The organism is Pseudovibrio sp. W74, assembly GCF_001623085.1.
In the GTDB taxonomy this organism is placed as follows: Bacteria; Pseudomonadota; Alphaproteobacteria; order Rhizobiales; family Stappiaceae; genus Pseudovibrio.
In genome coordinates this window covers 109,528-123,127 of record NZ_LMCJ01000046.1, presented here as the reverse complement: position 1 = coordinate 123,127, position 13,600 = coordinate 109,528, and the positions used below count along the sequence as shown (strand labels likewise).

12 protein-coding genes are annotated in these 13,600 nt (G+C 50.4%); 9 read left to right on the top strand and 3 right to left on the bottom strand.

What is annotated here, in order from left to right; all coding sequences use genetic code 11:
* Positions 1–40 precede the first annotated feature (40 nt).
* The 8 genes from PsW74_RS20825 to PsW74_RS20790 all read left to right on the top strand — a co-directional run bounded on the left by PsW74_RS20825 (position 41) and on the right by PsW74_RS20790 (position 9,960).
* Positions 41–739, top strand: coding sequence for a class II aldolase/adducin family protein (locus PsW74_RS20825; protein WP_057465928.1), 699 nt, complete (start codon positions 41–43; stop codon positions 737–739).
* Between the two features lie 67 nt (positions 740–806).
* A complete protein-coding gene (locus PsW74_RS20820; RefSeq protein WP_063288210.1) occupies positions 807–1,739 on the top strand; it encodes an ROK family protein in 933 nt (310 codons plus the stop codon).
* Between the two features lie 72 nt (positions 1,740–1,811).
* Positions 1,812–2,966, top strand: coding sequence for an acetylornithine deacetylase (gene argE, locus PsW74_RS20815; protein ID WP_063288209.1), 1,155 nt, complete (start codon positions 1,812–1,814; stop codon positions 2,964–2,966).
* Between the two features lie 178 nt (positions 2,967–3,144).
* Complete coding sequence (locus tag PsW74_RS20810; RefSeq protein WP_063288208.1) at positions 3,145–4,422, top strand: glycosyltransferase family 87 protein; 1,278 nt, start codon at positions 3,145–3,147, stop codon at positions 4,420–4,422.
* A 327-nt stretch (positions 4,423–4,749) separates the two neighbouring features.
* A complete protein-coding gene (locus PsW74_RS20805; RefSeq protein WP_063288207.1) occupies positions 4,750–6,912 on the top strand; it encodes an anthranilate synthase component I in 2,163 nt (720 codons plus the stop codon).
* Positions 6,913–7,316: 404 nt separating this feature from the next.
* Positions 7,317–8,336 carry an ABC transporter substrate-binding protein gene (locus PsW74_RS20800; protein ID WP_063288206.1) on the top strand — a complete coding sequence of 340 codons (1,020 nt, stop codon included), beginning with the start codon at positions 7,317–7,319 and terminating at the stop codon, positions 8,334–8,336.
* A gap of 63 nt (positions 8,337–8,399) precedes the next feature.
* Positions 8,400–9,167 carry an ABC transporter ATP-binding protein gene (locus PsW74_RS20795; protein WP_063288298.1) on the top strand — a complete coding sequence of 256 codons (768 nt, stop codon included), beginning with the start codon at positions 8,400–8,402 and terminating at the stop codon, positions 9,165–9,167.
* On the top strand, positions 9,160–9,960 hold the full coding sequence (locus PsW74_RS20790) for an ABC transporter permease (protein ID WP_063288205.1): 801 nt from the start codon (positions 9,160–9,162) through the stop codon (positions 9,958–9,960). Before PsW74_RS20795 ends, PsW74_RS20790 begins: the two co-directional genes overlap by 8 nt.
* A gap of 43 nt (positions 9,961–10,003) precedes the next feature.
* Here the strand turns inward: PsW74_RS20790 and PsW74_RS20785 are convergent, their stop codons facing one another.
* Both PsW74_RS20785 and PsW74_RS20780 read right to left on the bottom strand, forming a co-directional pair.
* Positions 10,004–10,465 carry an SRPBCC family protein gene (locus tag PsW74_RS20785; RefSeq protein ID WP_063288204.1) on the bottom strand — a complete coding sequence of 154 codons (462 nt, stop codon included), beginning with the start codon at positions 10,463–10,465 and terminating at the stop codon, positions 10,004–10,006.
* Positions 10,437–10,775 (bottom strand): metalloregulator ArsR/SmtB family transcription factor, encoded by a 339-nt coding sequence (locus PsW74_RS20780; RefSeq protein ID WP_063288203.1) that lies wholly within the window; start codon positions 10,773–10,775, stop codon positions 10,437–10,439. The genes PsW74_RS20785 and PsW74_RS20780 overlap by 29 nt, the downstream gene beginning before the upstream one ends.
* 238 nt (positions 10,776–11,013) lie before the next feature.
* Between PsW74_RS20780 and PsW74_RS20775 the strand changes: the two genes are divergently transcribed.
* Positions 11,014–11,664 carry a peroxiredoxin gene (locus PsW74_RS20775; RefSeq protein WP_063288202.1) on the top strand — a complete coding sequence of 217 codons (651 nt, stop codon included), beginning with the start codon at positions 11,014–11,016 and terminating at the stop codon, positions 11,662–11,664.
* Between the two features lie 83 nt (positions 11,665–11,747).
* Here the strand turns inward: PsW74_RS20775 and ilvD are convergent, their stop codons facing one another.
* On the bottom strand, positions 11,748–13,595 hold the full coding sequence (gene ilvD / locus PsW74_RS20770) for a dihydroxy-acid dehydratase (RefSeq protein WP_063288201.1): 1,848 nt from the start codon (positions 13,593–13,595) through the stop codon (positions 11,748–11,750).
* Between the last annotated feature and the right edge of the window lie 5 nt (positions 13,596–13,600).

Genomic DNA, 13,600 nt, shown 5'->3' with positions numbered 1-13,600 from the left:
GCCTTGCATTTGCTCAGGCTACAGCAATCGGAGACATGTTATGACAACAGCTGAGAACCAGCTTCGCCGGGAAGTTATAAGAACGGCGCGTGCTTTACAAAGCACTGGTTTGACACATGGAACCTCCGGCAACGTGAGCGCCCGATATGAAAACGGTATGCTCATCACCCCTTCTGGCATTCCTTACGAAGACCTGGAGATCAAGAAGATTGTCTTCATGGATCTTGAAGGCGGATACTTTGGGGATTACTTGCCTTCGTCCGAGTGGCGCATGCATATGGACATCTACCGGAACTACAAAGAAGCAGAGGCGGTTGTTCACTGTCATTCAGCCAGAGCGACTGCGCTTTCAACCCATAACAAAGGCATTCCGGCCTTTCATTATATGGTAGCTATTGCTGGCGGTGATCAGATCAAATGCGCAGATTACGCCACGTTCGGAACCAAAGCCCTATCTCAAGCAATGATCAATGCGCTAGAAGACCGGAAGGCTTGCCTTTTGGCACATCATGGACAAATTACTTTTGGCCCTTCACTGCACAAGGCGTTTGGGCTTGCCGGTGAAGTGGAAGCCTTGGCTGATCAGTATTTATCTGCGCTGGTTCTGGGAGAACCTGCACCTCTTTCTCCAACTGAGATGAAAGAGATTTTGAGAAAATTTAAAAGCTACGGCAAACAGCTGGATGCATTGGATGGAAACGACGCGGGTGCTTTTGAAATGCCCCAGCGACGTGACTAATCCAGAAAAGAACAAAGAATACAGAGGCGAATGCCTTTTATGATTGTAATGGGGGAATGACTGGAACATGCGAATTGGACTTGACTGGGGTGGTACTAAAATTGAAGCGCTGGCACTTTCTAACGAAGGTGAAGAACTGTTTCGCAAACGTGTTCCAACTCCCAAGAACGATTATCAGGGTTGCGTAGAAGCTGTTATCGGACTGGTTGCTGCAACGGAGGCAGCCACTGGCGAAGTCGGCACAGTGGGCATTGGCATTCCGGGCTCTATCTCACCAAGCACAGGGCTGGTTAAGAACGCAAACTCCACTTGGATGAACGGCAAACCTCTCGATAAAGATCTTACAGATGCACTTGGCCGTGAAGTGCGCATTCAAAACGATGCCAATTGCATGGCGGTTTCTGAAGCCATTGATGGAGCGGGTGCAGGATGCGGAGTTGTTCACGGCATCATCATTGGCACTGGCTGTGGCTCAGGCATTGCGATTAATGGACGCCCCCATAAAGGCGCTAACGGCATTGGCGGCGAATGGGGCAACGTTACTGTGCCTTGGATGCAGGAAGGCGAGTTCCCAGGTCCGCTCAATTGGACCGGACACCACGGCACGATTGACCTTTTGTGCTCTGGCACAGGTTTCCAGTGGGATTATGAGAATGCTACTGGAAAACCGCTGAAGGGCAGCGAGATCATTGAGTTGATGCGCTCTGGCGACGAAGCTGCCATGGGCACCTATCAGCGTTATGTAAGCCGCTTGGGCCGCGCCTTGGCGATGGCAGCCAACATTTTAGATCCGGACTGTTTTGTACTCGCTGGTGGCATGTCTAACGTGGAAGAGATTTACAAGGATCTTCCTGCTGCGATGCGTCCTTACATTTTCTCTGATGGTTATGATTTTGATATCCGCAAGGCCAAACACGGCGACAGCTCTGGTGTGCGCGGAGCGGCATGGCTGTGGGGTAAAGGCGAAACAACGCTGCGGCATGTCAACGAAAGCTCGTAAACGTACTTTTCCTTATGGATTTCTCTTTCTATAGTCAGAACTCACGATTCCGATTTCCTGAAAGAAATTTCCATGACAATGACAAGCCAAGAAGTCCTTGCAAAGCTGGTTAGCTTTGACACGGTCAGCGCAAAAACTAATCTCCCCCTGATCAAGTGGATCGAAGAGTATCTTAATGATCTGGGGGTCTCCTCTTCCATACTGCCAGACGAAACGGGGGAGAAGGCGAGCCTGTTTGCGACGATCGGCGGAGACGGGACCGATGGTTACATTCTTTCAGGTCACACAGATGTGGTGCCGGTTGAAGGACAAGACTGGAGCAGTAACCCGTTCTCCCTTCGCGAAGAAGACGGTCTGCTATACGGTCGCGGTTCCTGTGACATGAAAGGCTTCGTGGCGTGCTCTCTTGCCAAAGTTCCAGAGATGCTGAAGGCGCCCCTGAACAAGCCGTTTCACCTGATGTTCTCCTATGACGAAGAAACAGGCTGTACCGGCGTTCAGCCTGTACTTTACAAGCTTGCTGGCGAAGGCTTTCAGGCGGAAGCATGTTTCGTTGGTGAGCCGACTGAAATGCAGGTTGTGGTGGCCCATAAGTCCAAAGCCTCCTACCGCGCTGTGTTTACCGGCCTTTCCTGCCACTCCTCCCTTGCACCACAGGGCGTAAACGCCGTGCATTATGGCGCTCGTCTTGTTGCAAAACTTGAAGAGATGGCACGGGAACTGGCAGCGGGCCCCAGCGATGATCTGTTTGATTTGCCATATTCCACGGCTCACACAGGTGTCATGAGGGGCGGCACTGCACTCAACATTGTACCTGAACACTGCGAAGTCATATTTGAGTTCCGCGTGCTGCCAACTGAAAGCCTCCAAGCTTGCATGGACGAGATCAGGCGTTATGCCACGGAGGAGCTTCTTCCTGAAATGCGCAAAGTTTCTGAAAAGGCAGATATCGAGCTCATTCCTTACTCTGAGATCCCAGGACTGGATACGGAAGTGGAAGCGGATGTGACTGTTCTGGCAAAGAAACTGGCTGGTCGCAACGACCACGCAAAAGTTGCTTATGGCACGGAAGCTGGCCTGATCCAGACCATTTTGAAAGTCCCAACCGTGGTGTGTGGCCCAGGCAGCATCGAGCAAGCTCATAAACCGGACGAGTACATCAAGCAGTCCGAACTCGACAAGTGTGATGGCTTCCTAGACCGCCTTATCCAGCACGCGTGTGCTTAAGAAAAGCCTTTAGTTCAGATCATCGAAAGCCCGTTTCTGACGGGCTTTTTTATTGCTTTCGAATATGTTTCAAAATGCTTTATCTCTTCTGCCAAAACAAGTCTCAACAAAATGGTAACGCTTTTCTGAAAATTATTAGGTAATTATCTCATTATTTGATCAGGGAGCACTTCGCGGCATGTCCAGCAAAGATAACGCCAGCGTAAAATCCAGCAAGAAGAGTTCCTTCGTGAAAAAATTTTGGTTCCGTTTTGTAAGAGATGGTGAGTGGTTTACATGGGATCGAATCAGATTCACTAGCGCTTTTACTGCATTCATGCTCTTGATCGTATTTGTCTACTTGTTTGTATTACCTAATCCATTCACGTCACCCAATGGTACATTCCTAATGGATTACCTGAGCTTTTGGCTCGCTGGACGCCAAGCCCTTACCGGAACTCCTGAGGTTGTCTACCACCTTGATAGTTTTTCAGAACTCCAATTTCAAACTTCCGCATCAGATACAGTTTTTGCCTTTTTCTATCCTCCCACTTTCCAACTTCTCCAAATTCCATACGCATTTTTCTCTGCAAAGATTGCTCACATCACATTCGTTGCTACAACATCTATCTTCCTATGGTACGTTCTTCGGGTAATCTTAAGAAACGGGTTATGGGCAGCCTGTCTCGTTGTGATACCTGCGTGTCTAAACAACGCCTTACATGGACAAAATGCAGCTTTAACAGCGGCACTTTACGCCTTATTTCTCGTAAGCATTGAACGGAAGAAGCCTGTTCTTGCAGGAATCGCTCTAGGTATCCTGACGATAAAACCTCAACTCGGCTTGCTCGCGCCCATTGCTCTCATTGCTAGCTATAATTGGCGCTGTTTCGCAAGCGCGTCTATAACAAGCATTTTTCTAGCTGGCGCAAGTCTTCTTGTACTTGGCAGCGAAGTATGGATTAGTTTTGTTGGTCAAGTTCCCATTGCATCTAACGTAATGCAGAACGGTTTTGTAGATTGGGAAAAAATGATTTCCCTCTATTCCAGCCTTCGTCAGTTCGGTATCAATCACACTTATTCTTCGACACTGCAAGCCTGCCTTGGATTGGTTTGCCTTGTTTGTGTTGTCTCTGCCTGGCGCTACACAAAAGACATGACTATTAGAGCTCCTATTTTGATTGCAGGAACGCTGCTAACCACGCCGTTTGCTTTGTCATACGATTTAACTCTTCTAATTGTACCGTGTGCATTCCTCATCAGAAATGGATTAGAGCACGGTTTCCTTCCTTATGAAAAATTTATGTTGGCTGCATTTATTGTTCTTTCAAGTTCAACCTCTTCTATTGCGATACAGCTGGGGATCCCACTAGCCCCACTTCTACCCTTTATTGTTTTAGTTTTAGGAATGCAGAGGTATTTTTATTACCCAGATTTCTCAACTCAGATGAAAGCTACCAACACAGTTATACCGTAGAGCATTCCTAGACCGCCTGATCCAGCACGCGTGTGCTTAAGTTGATGATGGGGAGCTCTTCACGATGGGTTGAAGGGCTCTTCTTTTCATTGCTGGGTGCAATTTTGTTTCAGGAGTTGCACCTATGAGCTCCTTAGGTTATGAAAATCGCATGATGACTATGCAAGCACAAAACATGCTGTGGTGGTGGCGCCGGTGACGGTGGCTGAACACGCATGTCTTGTTGACCTGTAATTTCCAAGCCGCCGCATTTTCTGCAGGCGGCTTTGTTGTATCTACCGCCTCGCAAACATCGGAAACAGGTGTGCACGACCCGGAGGATTGACCATGCCGATTACGGCAGAACGGACTTATAAGAGCAAAGGCGGCGTTATCATCCGCCGTAAAAGCCGAAATGCTGATTATGCCGCTGGTACAAGCGAATGGATGGACAGGCTGGACCGTCAACGCGGTGCTGTGCTTTCCTCTTCCTACGAATATCCGGGCCGCTACACGCGCTGGGATATGGCACTGGCCAACCCACCGCTGCTGATTGAATCCAACGATCGCAAGATTACCATTCAGGCGCTGAACGAGCGCGGGCGCGTGCTGATGCCTGCCGTTCATGGCGCATTGGATGGTCACGAGGATATCGCAGATTTCAATGCAGATGAGTACCGCATTGATCTGACTATCAAGACGCCGGACAGAGCCTTTTCAGAGGAAGAGCGTTCCCGCCAGCCTTCAACCTTCTCCGTGGTGCGTACACTTGTTGATCTGTTTTCCTGTGACGACGATCAGCTCGGGTTGTATGGTGCATTCGGATATGATTTGACGTTCCAGTTTGAGCCGATTAATCAGAAACTGCAGCGTCCTGACGACCAGCGGGACATGGTGTTGTTTCTGCCCGATGAAATCCTGATTGTTGACCACTATGGCCGTAAAGCCCATGTGCTGGAATACGATTTTGAGTTCAATGCCAAAACGACAGACGGTCTGCCGCATGATGGTGAAGAAACACCCTACAAAGCAGCGACTGAAACTCCAGCACGGGGTGACCATGAACCGGGTGAGTACGCTGATCTGGTGCGCTCTGCAGTCGATTATTTCAAGCGCGGTGATCTGTTTGAGACCGTTCCGGGACAAGTGTTCTATGAGCCTTGCAAAAACCCACCATCCGCTGTTTCTCGCCGTTTGCAGCAGATCAACCCTTCGCCTTATTCCTTTTTCATCAACCTAGGCAACGCCGAATATCTTGTTGGTGCCTCTCCTGAGATGTATGTGCGGGTGACTGGTGGTCGCCGTGTGGAGACATGCCCGATTTCCGGCACGATCCGCCGCGGCAAGAACGCGATTGAAGATGAAGCCCAAATCCGCAAACTGCTGAACTCCGCCAAAGACGAAGCAGAACTAACCATGTGTTCTGATGTGGACCGGAATGATAAGAGCCGCATCTGTGTTCCAGAGTCTGTCCGTGTGATTGGTCGTCGTCAGATCGAGATGTATTCTCGTCTGATTCATACCGTGGATCACATCGAAGGCACTCTGCTTGATGGCAAGGATGCGCTGGATGCGTTCCTTTCTCATACATGGGCTGTAACTGTTACTGGTGCGCCGAAGCGTTGGGCTATGCAGTTTATCGAGGACCACGAAAGGAGTTCTCGTGCGTGGTATGGCGGTGCTATCGGTGCTGTGCTGTTTAATGGCGATATGAACACAGGTCTGACCCTGCGCACGGTTCGCATCAAGGATGGTGTAGCTCAGATCCGTGCAGGTGCCACGCTGCTTTATGACAGCATCCCAGAGGATGAAGAAGCTGAGACTGAGCTGAAAGCATCTGCGATGATTGCTGCGGTTCGCGAAGCTGGACTTGCGCTTACTTCTGAAGAGGAAGTAGTTAAGGCTAAACCGGGCAAAGGCAAGAAGATTCTGCTCGTCGACCACGAAGACAGTTTCGTGCACACACTGGCAAATTACTTCCGTCAGACAGGCGCTGAGGTTGTGACTTACCGTAGTCCAGTGCTGGATGATGTCTTTGATCAGGTTCGTCCGGATCTGGTCGTGTTGTCTCCTGGCCCAGGCTCTCCAAAGGACTTTGATTGCCGGGCTACCATCAAACGGGCCTGTGCACGCAAGCTGCCAATTTTTGGTGTTTGTCTTGGTCTGCAGGCGCTGACCGAAGCGTTTGGCGGTGAACTTGACCAGCTTGATGTGCCTGTGCATGGCAAGCCATCTCTTGTTTCCTTCAGTCACAGTTCCAAGCTGTTTGATGGGCTGAGTTCACCTGTCAGTGTTGGCCGTTATCACTCCTTGTTTGCTAAACGGGATGTGTTGCCAGATTGCTTTGAGGTAACCTCAGAGACCAAAGACGGTGTGATCATGGCAATTGAACACAAGAATGAGCCTATTGGCGCTGTTCAGTTCCATCCAGAGTCCATCATGTCCCTAGATCAAGACGGTGGTCACAAGATTATTGAAAATGTGATGACTAAACTTCTTGCCGGTGGCTAGATCGACTCTCTGACCAAATTGAATTCATCAATTGGACTAAATTAAAGGCCGGGATTGAGCGATCACTTCCGGCCTTTCTCCTAGAATTTTGTATAGATGGTTTATCTGCACGAAACCTAGAAGCATCTTTGGTCGCATTGTTGTGGAATTGCAGCATATAAATGCGCTGGATAGTGAAAACGAACCTATTCAGATTGAGAATATTGCAAGTCTCATGTGCGCCGGGTTGCGTTATATGACTAATCTATGCACGATTGAAGTGATTGGCGCAGTCATTTTCCATAGGGATCTATAGACTGCAAAAGATTTTTACTGCGTATCCTACCGGAAAACAGTTGCCACTTTTCGGGAATACGCTTTGATTGACGAGAGTTTGCTCTCAAGGTTCACTTAAGAGGATAAAGATGAAGGTACGCGGTATTTTAAGCGGCGTTTTGATGGGCGCAGCGGTTCTAACAGGAACGTTTGCGACTACGGCAACTGCAGCAGAGAAGATCACTGTCGGCGCCTTGCGCTTCACTTCTCATGCGGCGAATTTTGTTGCGTTTGAAAAGGGTTATTTCAACGAAGCTGGTCTGGAAGTTGAGTTCAAGTTCTTTCAAGCTGCACAACCAATGGCGCTTGCTATCGCCTCCGGCGATGTGGACTTCGGCCTTACCGCGATTTCCGGTGGCTTGATCAGTCTTGCAGATAAGGGCGCTGTGAAAGTGATTGGTGGCGCGCTACAGGAAGAAGCTGGCATTGACGGCCAGATGATCCTTGCCTCTAAAGCTGCATTTGATGCAGGCCTGAAAACTCCGGCTGATCTGAAAGGCAAGAGCTTTGGTGTGACGACAGCAGGCTCGTCTTTCCATTACATGGCACATAAGATTGCAGATAAAGAAGGTTTTGAGCGCAAGGACATCAAGATCCGTCCGCTCCAAAAAGTAGGCGCTGTGATTGGTGCGCTGAAGAGTGGTCAGATTGATGCGTGGTCTATTGTTCCCCACATCGCAAAAGGCCTTGCCAAGTCCCCACAAGTGGAAATGATCGGCAAAGTCTCTGACTATGTACCGAATTATCAGGTGACCACTGTCTTTACCTCCGCGAAGAACATTAATAGTAATCCTGAGCTGGTAAAGACCTTCCTTGGTGCCTACTCTAAAGGCGCAGCTGATTTTAACGCGGCTCTGGTGGACAAATCCGCAGGAGATGCGGCAGCTGAAGACATGGTGAAGCTCATTCATAAGTACGTCTATGCTGATCGTCCATATGAGAAAGCTGCCCCATCCATTCGCAATGGAGCGATGCGTCTTAACGAAGGTGCTGCGCTTAACATGGCAAGTGTGGAAGATCAGCTCAACTGGTTCAAAAGCGAAAAGCTGGTGCCAGCAGGTGTAACACTCGACAAGTTGGTTGATGTGAAGTTCGTCGAAACCTTCTAATCCAACTCACGCATTGCCCGCTGCGGGTGGGCAATGCCTTTTCTCATAATCCGGTTGGATTACATGCAAATTTCCATTGAAAATCTCTCGCATGCCTACGGCTCTGTCGAGGTTCTGAATGATATCAATCTGACCTTTGAGCTCGGCGAGATTGCCGTGATCATCGGTCCGTCCGGTTGCGGAAAATCTACGCTGCTGCGTCTGATGGGCGGACTTGAAGAGCCGAGCAAGGGCGCCGCTTATATCGCAGGTCAGGCGCCAGAAGGGTCTCTCAATCCCCTCACCTACATCTTTCAGGATTTTGCGTTGCTGCCATGGCGCTCTGTGGCCGGGAATATCTCTTTGGTGCTTGAAGACCACAAGCTTTCCAAACAGCAGAGCAAGGCGATCATTGATGATGTGCTTGCACGCACCAACCTCTCAGAGTTTCATGATGCACTTCCACGCCAGTTATCCGGTGGGATGAAGCAGCGTGTGGCAATTGCGCGAGCGTTGGCTGTGCGTCCAGCCTTTCTGCTCATGGATGAGCCTCTGTCAGCTTTAGACAGCCAGACACGAGAACTTCTGATGGATGATCTGGTGGCTCTTTGGGCCCGTGAGGCATTCTCTGCTTGCTATGTGACGCATAATCTTGCTGAAGCTGTTCGCCTTGGCCACAAGGTCATTGTGTTGTCTCGCCGCCCGGGCAAGGTTCGCGATGTTGTTGAGATCTCGATCCCTCTTGAAGAGCGCCGGGAGCGTGCTGTGGAGCTTGAGGAGGTGCAGCAGCAGTTATGGCATATGATGCGCGAAGAAGCTCTTGCTGCAGATAGGGAGCTTGCCGATGTCTGATCAGATAAACCGCAAGAAAGTTCCGTTTCGTGGAGGCGGGTTCAAGCCACGTCCGATCCGTTTTGTTGCTCCATTTGTATTTTTGGCACTGGTGTTGTTCTGGGAGTTTGGCTCCCGCACAGGCATCATCAGCAATCTGGTTTTGCCAGCGCCGTCGGAAGCGTTTCAAGCCTTCTTAGATCTCTATAATTCGGGTCTTTTCTGGAAACACGTGAGCACAAGTCTTTACCGGCTTGTCTTTGGCTGGAGCATTGGAACAGCACTCGGCATTTTGGTGGGATTGCTGATTGGGCTGTTCTCATTGGCGCGATCCAGCCTATTGCCGCTTACCTCAGCGTTTTTCCCAATCCCGAAGATTGCCTTGCTGCCACTCTTCATCATCTGGTTCGGCATCGGGGAAGGTTCCAAAGTTGCGACAATCCTGTTTGGTACGTTTTTTCCTACAGTCATCGCCACTTATGGCGGCGTTGATAATGTGGAGCGTGGGTTGATCCGCATGGGACAGTCGTTCGGTATGAGCTGGCTTTCCATTGTGCGGAAGATCATTTTGCCAGGTGCTCTACCAGCGATCCTTTCTGGTGCACGGATCTCTGCTAGCATAGCAATTATTCTGCTGGTCGCCGCAGAGATGATTGGCGCAGAATATGGCATCGGCGCTTATGTGTTGATGGCAGGTTCCTTGTTCGCAACAGATCAGCTGATCGTCGGCGTTGCGATGCTTTCCATTTTGGGGCTGTGCGTCAGTTGGTTGATCGGGAAGGCGGAAAAGGCCCTACTGAACTGGCGGGGGTAATAGACAGGCTTCGCTGGAGAATAAAACAGCGAAGCTTTGCTTTCTAAGCAGAACTGGAGTTACACGCGTTTTTGAAATTCACTTCAAACACGCTGACCCAGCCATTGTTATAGCTTTCGCGCATTGTGGAGCCAATTTCGCCAAGCTTTTCCCAATCATGATGGCTTAAAACCACTCTGGTGCCTTCACCGTCCTTCTCAAACGTCACATCCACACAAGTTGCCATGCTCTCCGGGTTATTAATGTGCCAGAGAAACGAGAGGGCTTTTGAGGGCTGATAGATTTTGAGCGTTCCCCAGTCATGCCGCGTGCCATCCTTTGCGACTTCATATAGCTTGCCGCCTTCCTGCCGCTCACAAAAGACCTCAGGTAGTTCGCTGCCATTCATTGCTGTTACAGAATGGGTTTGAATTGGCCACCATTTACTGAAATCCCCTGTAAAAACCTCGAAGGCTCTTTCCGGACTACAGTCCACCCTAATCGTTTTCACCACTGGTGTGATCATGCCCCATCTCCTGTTGTTCGGTGACTTCAGTTGCAAAAGCGTTCAGGGCGTCCTCCCAGAACTGATCAAGGTAGTCACGCAAAGGTGAGATGCCCTCACGCCTTACTGCGTAGAATCTCGACGTTCCGCGTTGATCGGCCTCCACTAGCCCAGCCCGTTCCAGCACTTTCAGATGCTGAGAGACAGCTGGCCGAGTGACGCCTTTTGCCTGTGAGAGTGCTTTGACATTCTTAGGACCTGCCCGAAGATCTTCAAATATCTTGCGACGAGTATCATCTGCCAGCGCATGAAGGATATCTTGGTAAGTCATAACTTACGGTAAGCTTTGACTAACGCAAAGTCAATTGATTAATATGTTTGATTGCATTAACAAATTCTATTGAGAGATCAGGTTGAAACTCTCCACGCTAATACTTCACAAAATTGTATCAAGAACTGAAAGCCGCTCCCATTGAATGCAGAAATTCGGTACTTAAATGTTATTGGTGCTGTGGGAGGTCCGAGGCCTTTTGAGCGATGCGCAGTACTGGATAAGAAGAGGATTACTCATGGTTTTACGCATTAACGATACTATCCCTAACCTTTCCGTAGAAACTGATCAGGGCGAAATCACCCTGCATGATTGGATTGGCGGTAGCTGGGCAATTATCTTCTCGCATCCGAAAGACTTTACTCCGGTTTGCACTACCGAATTTGGAGCTGTGGCAAAGCTCAGTGAAGAATGGGCAAAGCGTAACACCAAAGTCCTAGGCGTTTCAGTTGATGGTGTAGAAGACCACAAGAAGTGGAAGGTCGACATTGAATCTGTTGGCGGTGCAAAGCCAGATTTTGCGATTGTAGCCGATGCTGGTCTTGAAATGGCCAAAGCCTTCGACATGCTGCCTGCTGAATATGTGCTTCCTGATGGCCGCACACCTGCAGACTCTGCCACTGTGCGCTCAGTCTTCATCATCGGGCCGGACAAGCAAGTGAAGCTGATGATGACTTATCCAATGACCGTTGGACGAAATTTCGCAGAAATCCTGCGTGCGCTAGACGGGCTTCAGATGTCTGCCAAGGGCGTTGCAACGCCTGCGGACTGGACTGTTGGTCAGGATGTAATCGTGCCCCCAGCTGTCAGTACCGAAGACGCAGAAGTCAAATTTGGCTCTGTGAAAACAGTCCTGCCCTATCTGCGATATGTGAGCGCGCCGAGCTAACCACTCAGAACGCGCTCCTGCAATAGAAAGCCCCGCAGAGATGATCTCTACGGGGCTTTTGAATGTCTTATTGAACCTGAGGCTTAGTCAACTTTACGAACTGCGCCTTTGGATGCGCTGGTGGTCATGGCAGCATAGGCTTTCAGTGCGGTGGTCACCTTGCGCTTACGCGTCTCAACAGGTTTCCATGCAGCATTCCCTTTTGCTTCCATCGCAGCGCGGCGGGAGGCAAGCTCTTCATCAGAAACACGCATCTCGATTTTACGGTTTGGAATGTCGATATCAATCACATCGCCTTCTTCCAACAGGCCGATATTGCCACCTTCAGCTGCTTCCGGGGAGACATGGCCAATGGACAAACCGGAAGACCCACCAGAGAAGCGGCCATCTGTGATGAGTGCGCAGGCTTTGCCGAGACCTTTGGACTTGAGGTAGCTGGTTGGATACAGCATTTCCTGCATGCCCGGACCGCCACGAGGGCCTTCGTAACGGATAAGAACGATGTCGCCCTCTTTCACCTTCCCAGTCAGGATCGCACTAACGGCTGTGTCCTGAGATTCAAAGATGCGTGCAGGGCCAGAGAATGTGAGAATGCTCTCATCTACACCAGCTGTCTTAACGATACAGCCGTCTTCTGCCAGATTGCCGTAGAGAACTGCCAGTCCGCCATCCTGTGAGAAGGCATGTTCTTTGGAGCGGATAACGCCGTTTTCACGATCCTCATCAACACCTTCGGCATAGCGGGAGCTCTGAGAGAAGGCGACCTGTGTCGGCACACCACCAGGAGCGGCTGAGAAGAACTCGCGCACGCTTGTGCTGTCTGTGCGTTTGATGTCCCAGCGCTCAAGAGCGTCGGCTAAGTCTTTGGCATGGACTGATTTTACTGAGGTATCGATGAGGCCTGCACGGTCCAGCTCACCCAGAATACCGAGGATACCACCTGCGCGGTGAATGTCTTCCATGTGGACGTTGGCGATCGATGGAGCCACCTTACACAGCACTGGTACGATGCGAGACAGGCGGTCAATGTCTTCCATGGTGAAGTCCACTTCACCTTCCTGCGCTGCGGCCAGCAAATGCAGAACGGTGTTGGTGGAACCGCCCATCGCGATATCCATAATCATTGCATTTTCAAAAGCTTTGAAGTTTGCAATGTTACGCGGCAGTGCGCGCTCATCTTCCTGTTCGTAATAGCGTTTTGCCAAATCTACGATCAGGTGACCAGCTTCGATGAACAGGCGTTTACGGTCTGAATGCGTTGCCAGAGTTGAGCCATTGCCCGGAAGGGACAGACCCAGGGCTTCTGTCAGACAGTTCATGGAGTTTGCGGTGAACATGCCAGAACAGGAGCCACACGTCGGGCATGCGCTGCGCTCGATGCTTTCAACGTCGCTGTCAGAAACGTTGTCATCAGCTGCGGCGATCATTGCGTCGACAAGGTCAACTTTGCGTTTTTCACCGTTTGCGAGCGTTACTTTGCCAGCTTCCATCGGTCCACCGGACACAAACACGGTTGGAATGTTCAGGCGCAAAGACGCCATCAGCATGCCTGGAGTGATCTTATCACAGTTGGAAATACAGACCATGGCATCTGCGCAGTGGGCGTTGACCATGTACTCCACGGAGTCGGCGATCAACTCACGAGAGGGCAAGGAGTAGAGCATGCCGTCGTGACCCATTGCGATGCCGTCATCAACTGCGATGGTGTTGAACTCTTTTGCGATGCCACCGGCCTGCTCAATTTCGCGAGCGACGAGCTGGCCGAGGTCTTTCAAATGCACGTGGCCTGGCACGAACTGCGTGAAGGAGTTGACGACAGCAATAATTGGCTTGCCGAAGTCATTTTCTTTAACACCGGTTGCCCGCCACAGGCCTCTGGCGCCTGCCATGTTGCGGCCGTGTGTGGAAGTGCGCGAACGATAGTTTGGCATCGAAA

Bases quoted from the DNA above. Each gene is read 5' to 3' on its own strand.
- PsW74_RS20825 (WP_057465928.1), top strand. From the start codon at position 41: ATGACAACAGCTGAGAACCAGCTTCGCCGGGAAGTTATAAGAACGGCG.
- PsW74_RS20820 (WP_063288210.1), top strand. From the start codon at position 807: ATGCGAATTGGACTTGACTGGGGTGGTACTAAAATTGAAGCGCTGGCA.
- argE (WP_063288209.1), top strand. From the start codon at position 1,812: ATGACAATGACAAGCCAAGAAGTCCTTGCAAAGCTGGTTAGCTTTGAC.
- PsW74_RS20810 (WP_063288208.1), top strand. From the start codon at position 3,145: ATGTCCAGCAAAGATAACGCCAGCGTAAAATCCAGCAAGAAGAGTTCC.
- PsW74_RS20805 (WP_063288207.1), top strand. From the start codon at position 4,750: ATGCCGATTACGGCAGAACGGACTTATAAGAGCAAAGGCGGCGTTATC.
- PsW74_RS20800 (WP_063288206.1), top strand. From the start codon at position 7,317: ATGAAGGTACGCGGTATTTTAAGCGGCGTTTTGATGGGCGCAGCGGTT.
- PsW74_RS20795 (WP_063288298.1), top strand. From the start codon at position 8,400: ATGCAAATTTCCATTGAAAATCTCTCGCATGCCTACGGCTCTGTCGAG.
- PsW74_RS20790 (WP_063288205.1), top strand. From the start codon at position 9,160: ATGTCTGATCAGATAAACCGCAAGAAAGTTCCGTTTCGTGGAGGCGGG.
- PsW74_RS20785 (WP_063288204.1), bottom strand. From the start codon at position 10,465: ATGATCACACCAGTGGTGAAAACGATTAGGGTGGACTGTAGTCCGGAA.
- PsW74_RS20780 (WP_063288203.1), bottom strand. From the start codon at position 10,775: ATGACTTACCAAGATATCCTTCATGCGCTGGCAGATGATACTCGTCGC.
- PsW74_RS20775 (WP_063288202.1), top strand. From the start codon at position 11,014: ATGGTTTTACGCATTAACGATACTATCCCTAACCTTTCCGTAGAAACT.
- ilvD (WP_063288201.1), bottom strand. From the start codon at position 13,595: ATGCCAAACTATCGTTCGCGCACTTCCACACACGGCCGCAACATGGCA.